Here is a 13,455-nt window from a genome sequence, read left to right as displayed (position 1 = left end):
GGTCAGGCGATGGCGCGCCCCGCGTAGTCCGGGACCGGGTTGACGTACTGCTTCAGCCGCTCGACGGCCTCGGCCGGGAGCGGCGAGGCTCTCGAATCCGTCACGTGGATCGCCAGGATCTCTTCGGTGGCGACGAGGTCCCCGGCGACGCGCAGCTTGTGGCACAGCCGGACCTTCTTGGCGCCGATGCCCACCACGGACGTGGTGACGTCGAGCTCGGCGTCCGGCCCGACCTCGCGCAGGTACCGGACGTGGGCCTCCACGGTGTACAGGGACGAACCGCTGAGCTCCGGGCCGAGGCCGACGGTGTCCATCAGGAACGTCGTCGCGTCGCCGAAGACCAGGACGTAGTACGGCTCGGAGAGGTGGCCGTTGTAGTCGATCCACTCCGGACGGACGCGGTCGCGGTAGGACAGTTCAGCCATCACGGGCCTCCTCGACGGCGCGCTGGATGGCGATGATCGCCCGGTCGCGCTCGGCGACCAGGTCCGCGATCGTGCGCTCCCCGGCCTCGTCTTCGCAGCCCTCGACGACCGCATCGCGCAGTTCGGTGGTCAGCTCGGGGGCTTCGAGGCGGGTCCACGGGGACTTCAGCGACGGCCCGAAGTGGTCGAGCATGTGCGCCATCCCGCCTTCACCGCCGGCGAGGTGGAAGGTGAGCATGGGGCCCTGCACCGGCCAGCGCAGACCGGGGCCGTCGGTGATGGCGGTGTCGATCTGCTCGACCGTCGCCTCACCGTTCGCGACCATGTGCAGTGCCTCGCGCCAGAGGGCTTCCTGCAGGCGGTTGGCGATGAAGCCGGGGACCTCGCGGTCCATGGTGATCACGGTCTTGCCGACGCGCCGGTAGAAGTTCGCGGCGTGCGCGACCGCCCGGTCTTCGGTGCGTTCGCCGCCGACGACCTCGACCAGCGGGATCAGGTAGGGCGGGTTGAACGGGTGCCCGACCACGAGCCGTTCCGGCGTGACCGCGTCGGCCTGCATCTCGGTCATGCCGTAACCGGACGTCGAAGACGCGACGACGATCCCGGCCGGGGTGACGGCGTCGATCTCGGCGAGGAGCTTCTGCTTGAGCGGCAGGTCCTCGGGCGCGCTTTCCTGGACGAACACGGCGTCGGCGACCGCCTCGGCGAGCGTGGTCGTGACGACGAGGTTGTCCCGGCTCGCGCCGTCCTTCAGGCCGAGGGAGGTCAGCGCCGGCCAGGCGGCGTCAACCAGCCTTTTCAGCTTCGCCTCGGCGTCGGGGGCCGGGTCCCAGGCCCGGACGTGGAAGCCCTGGGCGAGGAAGTGCGCGACCCAGCCGCCGCCGATCACCCCGGCGCCGACGCACGCCACCGTTTCAGGCATGGACGCGCTCCTTCAGGCCGAGGATCTCGCGGGCACGGGAAGCGCTTACCACGGTCGCGCCGAGGTCCTGGACGATCCCGACGGCGCGGTCCACGAGCTGGCCGTTGGTCGCCTTCACGCCTTTGCTCAGGTACAGGTTGTCCTCCAGCCCGACCCGCACGTGCCCGCCGAGCAGCACCGACTGCGCGACCCACGGCATCTGGTCCCGCCCGATCGCGAACGACGCCCACTGCGCGCCGTCCGGCAGCAGGTTGACCATGGCCTGCAGCAGTCCCGGGTCGACGGGCGCGCCGTAGGGGATCCCCATGCAGAGCTGGAAGAGCGGGGGCGCGTCGATCAGGCCCTCTTCGACCATTTTGGACGCGAACCACAGGTGCCCGGTGTCGAAGATTTCCAGCTCGGGCTTGACGCCCAGCTCCTGGATCCGCTTGGCGCCGGCGCGCAGCATGTCCGGAGTGGACACGTACAGCTGGCTGCCCTCGCCGAAGTTGAGCGAGCCGCAGTCGAGCGTGCAGATGTCCGGCAGCAGCTCCTCGACGTGCGGCAGCCGGTCCATCGCGTTGACGAGGTCGGTGCCGTCGACGGGCTTGAGCGGGTCCTCCTGGTCGATGACGAGGTCACCGCCCATGCCGGCGGTCAGGTTGACGACGACGTCCACATCGGACTCCCTCACCAGCCGCACGACTTCGCGGTAGAGCGCGACGTCCCGCGACGGCGAGCCGGTCTCGGGGTCCCGGACGTGGATGTGGACGACGGCGGCCCCGGCGTTCGCGGCTTCGACGGCGCTCGCGGCGATCTGCGCGGGCGTGACGGGCACGTGCGGGCTCCGGCCGACGGTGTCGCCGGCGCCGGTGAGGGCGCAGGTGACGATGACCTCGTGGTTCATCAGGCTCCCTTGACGATCGAGCTTTCGATGAAGTCGTGCAGGTGGTCTCGCATGCTCTCGACCGAGCTGCCCGGGCGTCCGGTCAGTACCTGGATGCCGAGGCCGTCGATCAACGCCGTCAGCAGGGTGGTCGCCGCGTCGGGGTCGGTCACCCCGAACACGCCCTGCTCGCAGCCCGTCCGGATCGTCATGGCGATCGTGCGGTACCAGCGGTCGATCGAATCCGTGTAGAGCGAACGGAACGCCGGGTCGAGCGCGACTTCGTTCCACACCTGCAGCCACACCGACCATTCCGCGCGCAGGACGCCGTCGGTCGGCAGCTGCAGCTCGACCAGGCGGTGCAGGCGCTCCTGCGCGTCGGAGACCGAGTGCAGCTCGGCGACCTGGCGGTCGAACGCCAGTTTCACGTTGCGCCGCAGGGCTTCGTTGAGGACGTCGGTCTTGCCCGGGAAGTGGTAGTGGATGGTCGCGGTGCTCACGCCGCACGCCTCGGCGATGTCGGCGATGCGCACCTTGTGGTAGCCGCGTTCGGCGATCAGCGTCCACGCCGTCTCCAGGATGCGGCGGCGCGGTTCGGACTGGGCGAGGTGGTCGGGGTCGTCGCTCGCCAGGCGGGCGGCCGGCGCGGGGACCGCCGTGACGGTGACCGCGTCGTCGCTGCCGTTGAGCAGCCAGTTGACCGTGACGCCGCAGTGCTCGGCGACGCGGACCAGTTCGTGCGGCGAGAACCGGCGGGTGCCGTTCAGCGCCTTGGACAGTTTCGTTTCGTCGAGCCCGATGGCGGCGGCGAACTCCCGCTGGGCTCCCGGCATGGCCTTGACCAGGCCGCGGATGCGGTCCCGCAGCTCCGCGGTTTCGTCCATGCCAGGAGACGGTAACCCCGCGTTGCGGTAATCGCAAGACCTGACTGATGAGTCAGTCGGGCGCAATAGGGGGATCGGGCGGGCCTTCGCCGGACGCCGTCCTCCACAGTGGACGGGACGTCAGCGCGGGACGACCGAGAACCGCCGCAGCTCCAGCGCCGGGTTCTTCTGCCGCACCTCGGCGATCCGTTCCGCGGCCACCTCGCCGACGACCACCCCCGTCTGCTCACCGAGCGACGTGACGACCACGCCCATCGGGTCGACGAGCATGCTCGTGCCCGAGCCGGTCGGCGCCGCCTGGCCCGCCGCGGCGACGTAGAGCGTGTTCTCGATCGCGCGGGCCCGGACGAGCGTGCTCCAGTGGTACTCCTTCAGCGGCCCGGGCACCCACTCCGCCGGGAGCAGGACGACGTCGGCACCCGCGTCGGCCAGCCGCCGCGTCACCTCCGGGAAGCGCAGGTCGTAGCAGGTCTGGAGGCCGAAGCGGACGCCGTCGACCTCGAACGTCTCCGGCTCGGTGATCTCGCCGGCGCGGACGACGTCGGACTCGCGGAAGCCGAACGCGTCGTAGAGGTGGATCTTGCGGTAGAGCGCCTTCACGCCGTCGGGGCCGACCGCGACCAGGGTGTTGGAGATCCGCGAGCCGTCGAGGCGTTCGTTCATGCCGCCCACGATCGTGAGGCCCCGCTGCGCGGCGAGCGCGAGCAGGCCCGTGACGAACTCGCCGTCGAGGTTCTCGGCGGAGTCGACGAACCGGTGGTCCATCGCGGGGACGGTGAACATCGCGTACTCGGGCAGCAGGACCACCCGGGCGCCGCGGTCCGCCGCGTCGCCGGCGAGCTTGGTCACGAGCGCGAGGTTGGCGGCCTTGTCGTCGCCGGGCGCGTACTGCGCGAGAGCCACGTGCGTCATGCGGTTCCCTTCCGGGGAGCGGCGGGCATGCGGTCGAGTTTGCCGAGCACGACCGTGTAGCAGAAGATCCCGGCGAGCAGCACCACGCCGGTGACGAGGAACGCGCCGGCGAACGAGCCGGTCACGTCCACGACGGCGCCGGTCACGATCGGCGCGGCGATGCCGATCAGGTTGGCGACGAAGTTGACCAGCCCGCCGAGTGTGCCCGAGCAGCCTTCCGGCGCGATGACCGCGACGATGCTGGACCCGGCGGGCACCGAGACGGCCAGCCCGGCGGCCCCGACCGACAGGAACACCAGCGCGACGGCGACCGACCCGGCGTAGGCGGCACCGGCGACCGACAGCGAGACGAGCATGCTGGCGACGAGCACGATCCGGCGCGCCTTGGTCTCGTCGCCGCTGCGGGCGATGAGCCGGTCGAGCACGATGCCACCGACGAGGAACTGCGCGAGCACCGCGACCAGCCACGGGATCATCGTGTAGAAGCCGCCGGCCAGGAGCTTCACGCCGAACTGCTTCTCGAGGTAGCCCGGGAGCCAGGTCAGCAGGACGTAGTACGCGTAGGTGTAGGACGCGTACCCGAGCGCGAGGCCCCAGGTCTTGCGGCGGCGCAGCAGGTTCCCGAGCCCGGTGAGCGAGCTGGGTGTGGGCGCGTCTTCGTCGTCAGCGCCGCCTTCGCGCAGGTACGCGAACTCCTCGGGCGACAGGCGGCCACGTTCGAGGGCCTGCTTCGGCGTCAGGTACAGCAGCCACCACACGAGGAGGTAGACGATGCTGAGCAGGCCGGTGAAGACGAACGCCGCGTGCCAGCCGAACGCCGTCACCAGGAACGCCATCACCGGGATGCCGAGGACGTTGGAGATCTTGGCGCAGCCGTCGAAGATCGCGGTGGCCCGGCCGCGTTCCGACCGCGGGAACCACTGGCCGATCGCCTTCCAGCCCGCCGGGATGGTCGGCGCTTCGCCGAAGCCGAGCACGAGCCGCGACGCCATCAGCAGGCCGAGCCCGCCCGCCGACGCCGTCAGGAACGACGCGATCGCCCACAGCAGGGCGGCCACGCGGTTGACCCAGCGGACGCCGATCCGGTCGATGATCGCGCCGATCGGCAGTTGCAGCACGGCGTACGTCCACAGGAACGCCGAGGCGACGATGCCGAGCTGGGCCGCGCTGAGGTGGAACTCGCGCATCATCTCGGGCCCGGCGATGGACAGGTTGACGCGGTCGACGTAGTTGACGAACGAGCCGACGCCGAGCACGCCCGCGATCGTCCAGCGGGTCTTCGCCCGCGTCGTCGTGCGGACCGCGGTGGTCATCGGGCCTGCTTCGCGAGAGAGGTGGTCTCCTCGAAGGCCGCCGTGAGGCCGGCCATGAGGGCGCCGTGCTGCATCGTGAGCGCGAGCTGCCCGGCGCCGTGGGCGAGGGCGAACTCCTTCTCCTTGCGGCTCCAGGCGGGCAGCACCCACGGCTTCCCGGCGGCCCGGGCGGCGTCGGCGACGCGCTTGAGGTCGGCGAAGTCGCCTTCTTCACGCGTGTACGCGCCCCGCTCACGGCGCAGGGACAGGTCCGACGGGCCGACGAACACACCGTCCACTGTGTCCAGTGCCAGGATTTCGGCGATGTCCTCGAGCGCGCCCGCGTCCTCGATCATCGGCAGGCAGCGCGTGCCGCGGTCCTGCTCGGCGACCCAGTCGTCGCTGAAGCCGCGGTAGCCGGTCGTGCGGCCGCCCGCGAAGCTGCGGTCGCCCAGCGGCGGGAACTTCGCGAACGCCGTGACGGCCTCGGCGTGCGCCGCGTTCTCGACGTGCGGGATGACGACCGCGTCGGCGCCGAAGTCGAGGGCCTGCTGGATCGGGCCGCGCTCGGGGCCCAGGACCTTCGCGAGCACCTCCAGGCCGAGCGAGCGCAGGAACGGGACGAACCGCTCGAGGTCGGCCAGGTCGAACGCGCCGTGCTCGATGTCGAGGACGGCGGCGCCGTAGCCGATCCCGCGGGCGATTTCGGCCGCGGCGAAGCTCGGGTCGGAGAGCCAGACGGCGTAGCGCCGGTCGGCGGGGACTGGGGACATCGGGGAACCTCCTGCGCACTCACGACGGTAGCTCCGGTCGTTGTGTGCACCGTGTATACACGATGGATATCTGTCGGTCCAGACGCTAAGCTGACGGCTCGAAGAGCGAGGGGAGAGGCATGACCACCAGCGCACCGGCCGGCCCGGCGCGGGACCGCGTGTACGCCTGGCTGCGCGACGGGATCATCGCGGGCGAGCTCGAGGGGGGCCGGTTCCTGGACGAGCAGTGGGTCTCGGGCGTGGTCGGGGTGTCCCGCACGCCGGTCCGCGAGGCGTTCCACCGCCTGGAGGCCGAGCGCTTCATCAGCCTGCTGCCGCGCAAGGGCGCCCAGGTCCGCACGGTCACCGCGCGCGAGCTGGAGGAGGTCTACCAGAGCCGTCGCCTGATCGAGGGCCACGCGATCACGGAGGTCTGCACGGCCCGGGCGGGCGCACCGGCGGAGATGGCCGGGTTGATCGAGGAGATGGACCGCGCGGGCAAGGCGCGCGACTGGTTCGCGGTGTCGGGCCTGGACCGGTCGTTCCACCGGGCGATCGTCAACGCGGCGGGCAACTCGGTGCTGACGGAGCTGTACGACACGCTGCGGTCGCGCCAGCAGCGGGTGGCGGTGCGGGCCCTGGAGGCCCGCCCCGAGCGGCTGCCGGTGATCGACGCCGAGCACCGCGCCCTGGTGGCGGCTTTGGACGCCCACGACGCCGAGGAGGCGCTGCGGATCCTGAACCAGCACCTGCGCCCGGTGTCCGAGGTGGTGTCGGCCCTGGACCGCGGCTGATCCGGCGTGGGCCCGGGCCGGCGGCGGGTCCGCGTCCCACCGCGGGTCCGTGGCCAGCGCACCCGGCCTGGCGAATGATAGGAATGGCCGGTGACCGAACCGAACCTGATCGAAGCCGCCGCGGCCGAGGCCGTCACGCTGACCAGTGAGCTCATCCGCATCGACACGACCAACACCGGCGACCCCGACACGCTGGTCGGCGAGCGGGCGGCGGCCGAGTACGTCGCGGAGAAGCTGACCGACGCCGGCTACGAGATCACCTACGTCGAGTCCGGCGGGAAGAACCGGCACAACGTCATCGTGCGGCTCGAAGGCGCCGACCGGTCCCGGGGCGGGCTGCTCATCCACGGTCACCTCGACGCCGTGCCCGCCGATCCGTCCGAGTGGTCGGTCCACCCCTTCTCCGGCGCCGTCCAGGACGACTACGTCTGGGGCCGCGGCGCGGTTGACATGAAGGACATGTGCGGGATGGCGCTCGCGCTGGCCCGGCACTACAAGATGAACAACGTCGTGCCCCCGCGCGACCTCGTGTTCGCCTTCCTCGCCGACGAAGAGGCCGGCGGCAAGTTCGGTGCCCAGTGGCTCGTCGAGAACCGCCCCGACCTCTTCGAGGGCGTCACCGAGGCGATCAGCGAGGTCGGCGGCTTCTCGATCACGCTCAAGGACGACGTCCGCGCGTACCTCATCGAGACCGCCGAAAAGGGCATCCGCTGGATGAAGCTGCGCGTGCGTGGCACCGCGGGCCACGGCTCGATGATCCACCGCGACAACGCGGTCACGAAGCTCTCCGAAGCCGTCGCGAAGCTCGGCAACCACCGCTTCCCGCTCGTCCTCACGGACTCGGTGAAGGAGTTCCTCGCGGGCGTCACCGAGATCACCGGCTGGGACTTCCCCGAAGACGACCTCGAAGGCTCGGTCGCCAAGCTGGGCAACATCTCCCGGATGATCGGCGCGACCCTGCGCGACACCGCCAACCCGACCATGCTGACCGCCGGCTACAAGTCGAACGTCATCCCGTCGGTCGCCGAAGCCGCTGTGGACTGCCGGATCCTGCCAGGCCGGCTCGAGGCGTTCGACCGCGAGCTCGACGAGCTGCTCGGCCCGGACATCGAGAAGGAGTGGATGGAGCTCCCGCCGGTCGAGACGACCTTCGACGGCGCGCTCGTCGACGCGATGACCGCCGCCGTGCTGGCCGAAGACCCCGGCGCGAAGACGTTGCCGTACATGCTTTCCGGCGGCACCGACGCGAAGTCGTTCCAGGACCTCGGCATCCGCAACTTCGGCTTCGCCCCGCTCAAGCTGCCGGCGGACCTCGACTTCTCGGCGCTGTTCCACGGCGTCGACGAGCGCGTCCCGGTCGAGGCGCTGAAGTTCGGCACCCGCGTGCTGGACCGGTTCCTGCGCACGTCCTGATGACCGCGTTCGCGCTCGCCGACGGTACGTCCCTGCAGGTGGTGCGCAGGGGCGACCCGGCCGCGCCGGTCACCGTGGTGTTCGTCCACGGCTACGCGCTCAACCAGCGCAGCTGGGGCCGGATCGCGCCACTGGTGCCGGACGCGGCCGAGGGGGCGGTGGCCGTGCTGACCTATGACCAGCGCGGCCACGGCGGGTCCGGGCGGGCGCGGCGCGGCACCGCGACCATGACCCAGCTCGGGGACGACCTCGCCGAGCTCGTCGAGCGCGAGGTCCCGGACGGCCGCGTGGTCCTGGTCGGGCACGACATGGGCGGCCTGGCGATCATGTCGCTGTCCCAGCGGCACGCGGACCTGTTCGCCGCGCGCGTGTCCGGGCTGGTGCTGCTCGCGACGTCGTCGGGCACGCTGGCCACGGAGGTGTCGGCGGCGTGGCCGAACGCGCTGGGCAAGCTCGCCCGCGACCTCGAAGCCGTGCTCGGCTCGAAGCTCTTCGGCGTCGTCCGCGAGCACACCAGCCGGGCGGTGAGCGCGGGCCTGCGGTGGTGGCTCTTCGGCGACGACCCGGACCCGGAAATAGTCGAGCTGACGGTGAAGATGATCCGCGGCAACTGGCCGCACACCGTGTCGCTGTTCCGCCCGGCGCTCGACGCCTACGCGCGAGAGGCGGCGTTGACGCAGGTCGGCGGCCTGCCCGTGACGGCGATCGTGGGGGAGCGCGACCGGATCGTCCGCGCGTCCGACGTCGAGCAGTGGGTCGGTGGCCTCGACAACGGGACGGCCGTGGTGCTGCCCGGCGTCGGGCACGTCGTCCCCCTGGAAGCCGCGGCGCAGGTGCTGCCGCGCGTCGTCGCCCTGGTCAACGCCAGTTACCGACAAGACGAGAGTTCTTGACAACTTCTCTGTTCGGCATGATGCTGGGCGCATGTTCCCCGTGGCGGTGATCGAAGACCCGGCCGCGGCCGAGGTCTCCCTGGACCCGGTCCGCGCCCGGCTGCTCGCCGAGCTGGCCGAGCCCGCGTCGGCGACGATGCTGGCGGCGCGCGTCGACCTGCCGCGCCAGAAGGTCAACTACCACCTGCGGACGCTGGAGCAGCACGGCCTGGTGGAGCTGGTCGAGGAGCGCCGCAAGGGCAACGTCACCGAGCGGATGATGCGGGCGACGGCGTCCTCGTACGTCATTTCGCCGACGGCGCTGGCCGCCGTCCAGCCGGATCCCGCGCAGTCACCCGATCGGCTTTCGGCCCGGTGGCTGCTCGCCGTCGCCGGTCGCCTGGTGCGGGACGTCGGCCTGCTGATCACCGGCTCGGCCAAGGCGAAGCAGCGCGTCGCGACCTTCGCGCTCGACGGCGAGATCCGCTTCGCCTCGGCCGCCGACCGGGCCGCGTTCGCCGAAGAGCTGACCGCGGCCGTCACGGCCCTGGTCGGCAAGTACCACGACGAGACGGCCGAGAAGGGCCGCCCGCACCGGGTGGTCGTCGCCGTCCACCCCAGCGTTCCCGAGGAGACCGCCAGTGGGGCATGAGTTCGAACTGACCGAGACCGCCGAGGTCGACGCCACGCCGGAACAGGTGTGGGAAGCCATCGCCACCGGCCCGGGCATCGACTCCTGGTTCATGGGGCGCACCGAGGTCGAGGGCGGCACCGGCGGCGTGGTCCGCGGCGCGTTCGGCGGCTACCGGCCGGAGTACCGCATCCGGGAGTGGGACCCGCTCGAGAAGCTGGTCTACGGCAGCGAACCCGCGCCGGACGGCCGGACGATCGCCTACGAGTTCCTCGTCGAGGGCCGCGACGCCGGCAGCTCGGTCGTCCGCTGCGTGACCAGCGGCTTCCTGCCCGGCGACGACTGGGAGGACGAGTTCGAGGCGATGACCGCGGGCGGCGCGATGTTCTTCCGCACGCTCGTCGAGTACGTCACACACTTCGCCGGCCGCACCGCGGTGCCGGTGACGGCGTTCGGACCACCGGTGGGGGACTGGCCCGGGGCGTGGACGCGGCTGGGGGCGGCCCTCGGTCTTCCCGCGCGCCCGGCCCAGGGCGACCGCGTCCGGTTCACGCTCGAGGACGGCGTCACGCGGGAGGGCGTCGTCTACGCGGTGAACGACCAGAACGCCGGGATCCGGACACCGGACGCGATGATCCGGTTCCTGCGCGGCTTCCACGGCCCGATGGTCGCGTCCCACCACCTCTTCGGCCCGGGAGCGGACGCCGAGGTCGCGGAGAAGGCCTGGGGCGACTGGCTGGACCGTGTGCTCGGTTGACCGCCGAGCGGCTGGACGGCGTCGGCCAAACCGGTTGCCGCCGCTGCGATGATCGGAGTCATGGGCCAACCGACGTTGCGCAGCGAGCGGCTCACCCTGGTGCCGCTCGCCGACGAGCACCGGCAGCTGGAAGTCGAGCTCGACGCCGACCCGGCGGTGATGCGGTACCTGGGTGGCCGCGCGCTGACCCGGGCGGAGGCGGAAGCCGCGCACGAACGCCGGCTGGCCGCCGCGGGGGAGGGATTCGGGTACTGGGCCGGGTTCGCCGGCGACGAGTTCGTCGGCTGGTGGCTGCTGCGGCCGCCGCACGGGCCGGACCAGCCGCCCGTCGAAGGCGAGGCCGATCTCGGGTTCCGGCTGCGGCGCAGCCGGTGGCGTCGCGGTTACGCCGCCGAGGGGGCGCGGGAGCTGATCCGGTACGGCTTCACCGAACTGGGGCTCGACCGCGTCTTCGCCCAGACCGCGGCGGCGAACGCCGCCTCGCGCGCGACCGCGACCGCCGCGGGGATGTCGTTCGTGCGGGAGTTCGCCTCCGGCGGCGACGGGCAGACCGAAGTCGAGTACGAGATCAGGCGGCTAGGTCGGTAGCGCGCCGGGCAGGCTCGCCGAGGTCTTCTTGCGGCGCAGCCACACCCGCCGCGTGCCGTCGGCGTAGAGCCGCACGGTACGCAGTTCCCAGCCCGCGAACTCCGCGTGGATGGAGAGCTGGATCGCCGCCGCACGCCGGGACACACCCGGGGGGAGGTGCAGACGGCGGTACTCCCAATCCCCTTCGACCACCGCCTCGCTGACCGCTGTCATGGCTGGATCACCTGGGTCCCTTCTCCGGCGGCCGAGCCGACGAACACCCGGCCGCTCTTCTCGTCGACCCCGACCGAGTCCGGCTGGCGCACGGTGGGGAACCGGTACTTCTCGACGGGCTCGCCGCCGCGGACGTCGAACCCGACCACCTCGTTCCGCTCGGTGAGCGTCACCCAAGCCAGGCTCCGCCGCGCGTCGTAGGCGATCCCGTACACGCCGCCCGGCACCGGGTAGCGCTGCCGCAGGATCAGCGGGCCCGCCGAGAACGCCAGCAGGGCCCCCGCCCGCGCGTCCGTCACCAGCACCCGCCCGTAGGAGTCCGCCACGGCGTTGGCCGCGCCGTCCCCGGCCCGCAGGCCCTCGTTGACCTTCCCGGCCGCGACGTCGACCGAGAACACCGCCGTCCGCAGCCGGTCCAGCACCACGACACCCTTCCCGGTGTCCACGACGTCGTCGGCGCTGTAGAGCTGCCCGCCGATCGTCCGCGCCGGACCCGCCGCCGGCAGCACCTGGATGTCCTTCGCCGCCCCCATCGCGACCAGCCGGTCGGCGCCGTAGGCGATGCTCGACGCCGGCTGCCCGCCCGTCTTAGTCTCGGTCAGCTTCCGGTCCGGCAACGTCAGCTGCTGCACCACACCCTGCGCCGGCTCCGCGATCTCGACCCGCCCCGGCGTCACGGTCAGCTTCCCGGCCTTGCCGTATAACGGCATATTCACCGGGGCGGACGCGAGCGCGTTCAGGTCGTACAGCCGCAACGACGGCGGCTCGGAAACCGCGACGACGAGCGTCGAGGTCTTCGGATCGACGGCCAAAGCCGACACCGACCCGGTCGTGAGGGTCTGACCAGCGGGTTTCGCGGTCACCGCGGGGGAGACGGCGGGGCGCGCGGCGACCGGGTTCGCGACGATCTGCAGGTCGTCGCCGGTGGACTTGGCCGAAGAGCAGCCCGAGAGCACCAGAGCACCGGCGAGCGGGACCGCGATCCACGCCACGGCGGCGAGCCGACGCACGTTCGTGCCTCCTGGTGTCCCTCGGCGGATGGTCTTCACCAGCATGCTCCTCGATCCCTTTGCCGTCACGTACGTGTCACCCAACAGACACCTACCGCGGCCAGCGTTCGGGGTAACCGGCCTCGATCGCGCTGACGTCGTCCAGTGCCGAGCGGATCGCCGGCGGCAGGGTGATCTCCTCCGCCGTCAGCGAACCGGTGAGCTGGCCGGTGTCGCGGGCCCCGACGACCGGGGCGACCACGCCGGGCCGGTCGCGGACCCACGCCAGGGCCACGGCCAGCGGCGACGTGCCGAGCCCGTCGGCGGCGGTGGCGACCGCCTGCACGATCCGGGCGGCCCGGTCGGTGCGGTGGTGCTCGACGTAGCCGGCGTACGCGCTGTTCGCGCCGCGCGAGTCGGCGGGCGTGCCGGAGCGGTACTTGCCGGTCAGCACGCCGCGGCCGAGCGGCGCCCAGGGCAGCAGCCCGATGCCGTGGTGTTCGGCCGCCGGGACGACCTCGCGGTCGACGCCGCGCTCCAGCAGCGAGTATTCGACCTGGGTGGAGACGATCGGTGCGACGGCCGCGGCCCCGGCGGCGGCGGTCGCCAGCTGCCAGCCCGCGTAGTTCGAGACGCCGACGTACCGGACCTTGCCGCTGGTCACGGCGTACTCGAGGGCGGCGAGGGTCTCGGCGATCGGCACGCAGCTGTCCCACGCGTGCAGCTGCCAGAGGTCGATGTGGTCGGTGCCGAGCCGCTTCAGCGAGCCGTCGAGCGCGGTGAGGAGCGCGCCGCGGGAGGCGCCGCCGCCGAACGGGCCGTCGGTGCGCTTGGCGACGGCCTTGGTCGCGAGCACCACGTCGTCGCGGGGGACGAGGTCGCCCAGCAGCGAGCCGAGCACCCGCTCGCTCTCGCCTTCCCCGTAGATGTCGGCCGTGTCCACCAGGGTGCCGCCGGCGTCGACGAAGGCCACCAGCTGGCTGGCCGCCTCCTCCGCGTCGGTGTCGCCACCCCAGGTCATGGTGCCGAGCGCCATCCGCGAGACGCGCAGTCCCGAGCGGCCGAGCAGTCGCTTTTCCACGACCGCCGAGCCTAGTGGGCTCACCCGTCCGGACCTGACCAAGGTGAGTCGTGTCGCCCCCAAGG

At 71.9% G+C, this 13,455-nt stretch carries 16 protein-coding genes; 6 read left to right on the top strand and 10 right to left on the bottom strand.

Annotated features, from left to right (window positions below; genetic code table 11):
- Positions 1-2: 2 nt before the first annotated feature.
- From ACWEN0_RS14000 to ACWEN0_RS13970, 7 genes are all read right to left on the bottom strand, one after another.
- The gene (locus tag ACWEN0_RS14000) at positions 3-425 is read right to left on the bottom strand and encodes a thioesterase family protein (RefSeq protein ID WP_451972915.1); all 423 of its coding nucleotides are present in this window, start codon (positions 423-425) and stop codon (positions 3-5) included.
- Positions 418-1,347, bottom strand: a complete 930-nt coding sequence (locus ACWEN0_RS13995; protein ID WP_451972913.1) for a 3-hydroxyacyl-CoA dehydrogenase NAD-binding domain-containing protein — start codon at positions 1,345-1,347, stop codon at positions 418-420. Before ACWEN0_RS13995 ends, ACWEN0_RS14000 begins: the two co-directional genes overlap by 8 nt.
- Positions 1,340-2,233, bottom strand: a complete 894-nt coding sequence (locus ACWEN0_RS13990; RefSeq protein WP_451972911.1) for a 3-keto-5-aminohexanoate cleavage protein — start codon at positions 2,231-2,233, stop codon at positions 1,340-1,342. Before ACWEN0_RS13990 ends, ACWEN0_RS13995 begins: the two co-directional genes overlap by 8 nt.
- A complete protein-coding gene (locus ACWEN0_RS13985) occupies positions 2,233-3,096 on the bottom strand; it encodes a TetR family transcriptional regulator C-terminal domain-containing protein (RefSeq protein WP_451972909.1) in 864 nt (287 codons plus the stop codon). Before ACWEN0_RS13985 ends, ACWEN0_RS13990 begins: the two co-directional genes overlap by 1 nt.
- Before the next feature lie 120 nt (positions 3,097-3,216).
- Entirely contained in the window at positions 3,217-4,008 is a 792-nt protein-coding gene (locus tag ACWEN0_RS13980; RefSeq protein ID WP_451972907.1) for a carbon-nitrogen hydrolase family protein, read from the bottom strand.
- The gene (locus tag ACWEN0_RS13975; protein ID WP_451972905.1) at positions 4,005-5,321 is read right to left on the bottom strand and encodes an MFS transporter; all 1,317 of its coding nucleotides are present in this window, start codon (positions 5,319-5,321) and stop codon (positions 4,005-4,007) included. The genes ACWEN0_RS13980 and ACWEN0_RS13975 overlap by 4 nt, the downstream gene beginning before the upstream one ends.
- The gene (locus ACWEN0_RS13970; protein WP_451972903.1) at positions 5,318-6,073 is read right to left on the bottom strand and encodes an HpcH/HpaI aldolase family protein; all 756 of its coding nucleotides are present in this window, start codon (positions 6,071-6,073) and stop codon (positions 5,318-5,320) included. The genes ACWEN0_RS13975 and ACWEN0_RS13970 overlap by 4 nt, the downstream gene beginning before the upstream one ends.
- 119 nt (positions 6,074-6,192) lie before the next feature.
- Between ACWEN0_RS13970 and ACWEN0_RS13965 the strand changes: the two genes are divergently transcribed.
- The 6 genes from ACWEN0_RS13965 to ACWEN0_RS13940 all read left to right on the top strand — a co-directional run bounded on the left by ACWEN0_RS13965 (position 6,193) and on the right by ACWEN0_RS13940 (position 11,107).
- Positions 6,193-6,846, top strand: coding sequence for a GntR family transcriptional regulator (locus tag ACWEN0_RS13965; protein ID WP_451972901.1), 654 nt, complete (start codon positions 6,193-6,195; stop codon positions 6,844-6,846).
- Positions 6,847-6,936: 90 nt separating this feature from the next.
- A complete protein-coding gene (locus tag ACWEN0_RS13960; protein WP_451972899.1) occupies positions 6,937-8,259 on the top strand; it encodes a M20/M25/M40 family metallo-hydrolase in 1,323 nt (440 codons plus the stop codon).
- Positions 8,259-9,152, top strand: coding sequence for an alpha/beta fold hydrolase (locus tag ACWEN0_RS13955; protein WP_451972897.1), 894 nt, complete (start codon positions 8,259-8,261; stop codon positions 9,150-9,152). Before ACWEN0_RS13960 ends, ACWEN0_RS13955 begins: the two co-directional genes overlap by 1 nt.
- Positions 9,153-9,183: 31 nt before the next feature.
- A complete protein-coding gene (locus tag ACWEN0_RS13950; protein ID WP_451972895.1) occupies positions 9,184-9,783 on the top strand; it encodes an ArsR/SmtB family transcription factor in 600 nt (199 codons plus the stop codon).
- Positions 9,773-10,519 carry an SRPBCC family protein gene (locus ACWEN0_RS13945; RefSeq protein ID WP_451972893.1) on the top strand — a complete coding sequence of 249 codons (747 nt, stop codon included), beginning with the start codon at positions 9,773-9,775 and terminating at the stop codon, positions 10,517-10,519. The genes ACWEN0_RS13950 and ACWEN0_RS13945 overlap by 11 nt, the downstream gene beginning before the upstream one ends.
- A gap of 60 nt (positions 10,520-10,579) precedes the next feature.
- On the top strand, positions 10,580-11,107 hold the full coding sequence (locus ACWEN0_RS13940; protein ID WP_451972891.1) for a GNAT family N-acetyltransferase: 528 nt from the start codon (positions 10,580-10,582) through the stop codon (positions 11,105-11,107).
- Here the strand turns inward: ACWEN0_RS13940 and ACWEN0_RS13935 are convergent.
- The 3 genes from ACWEN0_RS13935 to ACWEN0_RS13925 form a co-directional block, all read right to left on the bottom strand.
- A complete protein-coding gene (locus tag ACWEN0_RS13935; RefSeq protein WP_451972889.1) occupies positions 11,096-11,320 on the bottom strand; it encodes a DUF5703 family protein in 225 nt (74 codons plus the stop codon). The genes ACWEN0_RS13940 and ACWEN0_RS13935 overlap by 12 nt on opposite strands.
- Positions 11,317-12,330 carry a YncE family protein gene (locus tag ACWEN0_RS13930; protein WP_451972887.1) on the bottom strand — a complete coding sequence of 338 codons (1,014 nt, stop codon included), beginning with the start codon at positions 12,328-12,330 and terminating at the stop codon, positions 11,317-11,319. Before ACWEN0_RS13930 ends, ACWEN0_RS13935 begins: the two co-directional genes overlap by 4 nt.
- A gap of 91 nt (positions 12,331-12,421) precedes the next feature.
- Complete coding sequence (locus ACWEN0_RS13925) at positions 12,422-13,390, bottom strand: aldo/keto reductase (RefSeq protein ID WP_451972885.1); 969 nt, start codon at positions 13,388-13,390, stop codon at positions 12,422-12,424.
- Between the last annotated feature and the right edge of the window lie 65 nt (positions 13,391-13,455).

This window comes from Amycolatopsis sp. NPDC004378, from assembly GCF_053602455.1.
Note: the sequence above shows the minus strand (reverse complement) of the source record. Positions and strands in the feature narration are given on the sequence as shown.

What these genes read in the sequence shown, in the direction of transcription:
- ACWEN0_RS14000 (WP_451972915.1), bottom strand. Translation starts at nt 425, where the DNA reads ATGGCTGAACTGTCCTACCGCGACCGCGTCCGTCCGGAGTGGATCGAC.
- ACWEN0_RS13990 (WP_451972911.1), bottom strand. Translation starts at nt 2,233, where the DNA reads ATGAACCACGAGGTCATCGTCACCTGCGCCCTCACCGGCGCCGGCGAC.
- ACWEN0_RS13965 (WP_451972901.1), top strand. Translation starts at nt 6,193, where the DNA reads ATGACCACCAGCGCACCGGCCGGCCCGGCGCGGGACCGCGTGTACGCC.
- ACWEN0_RS13950 (WP_451972895.1), top strand. Translation starts at nt 9,184, where the DNA reads ATGTTCCCCGTGGCGGTGATCGAAGACCCGGCCGCGGCCGAGGTCTCC.
- ACWEN0_RS13955 (WP_451972897.1), top strand. Translation starts at nt 8,259, where the DNA reads ATGACCGCGTTCGCGCTCGCCGACGGTACGTCCCTGCAGGTGGTGCGC.
- ACWEN0_RS13980 (WP_451972907.1), bottom strand. Translation starts at nt 4,008, where the DNA reads ATGACGCACGTGGCTCTCGCGCAGTACGCGCCCGGCGACGACAAGGCC.
- ACWEN0_RS13995 (WP_451972913.1), bottom strand. Translation starts at nt 1,347, where the DNA reads ATGCCTGAAACGGTGGCGTGCGTCGGCGCCGGGGTGATCGGCGGCGGC.
- ACWEN0_RS13985 (WP_451972909.1), bottom strand. Translation starts at nt 3,096, where the DNA reads ATGGACGAAACCGCGGAGCTGCGGGACCGCATCCGCGGCCTGGTCAAG.
- ACWEN0_RS13935 (WP_451972889.1), bottom strand. Translation starts at nt 11,320, where the DNA reads ATGACAGCGGTCAGCGAGGCGGTGGTCGAAGGGGATTGGGAGTACCGC.
- ACWEN0_RS13940 (WP_451972891.1), top strand. Translation starts at nt 10,580, where the DNA reads ATGGGCCAACCGACGTTGCGCAGCGAGCGGCTCACCCTGGTGCCGCTC.
- ACWEN0_RS13970 (WP_451972903.1), bottom strand. Translation starts at nt 6,073, where the DNA reads ATGTCCCCAGTCCCCGCCGACCGGCGCTACGCCGTCTGGCTCTCCGAC.
- ACWEN0_RS13975 (WP_451972905.1), bottom strand. Translation starts at nt 5,321, where the DNA reads ATGACCACCGCGGTCCGCACGACGACGCGGGCGAAGACCCGCTGGACG.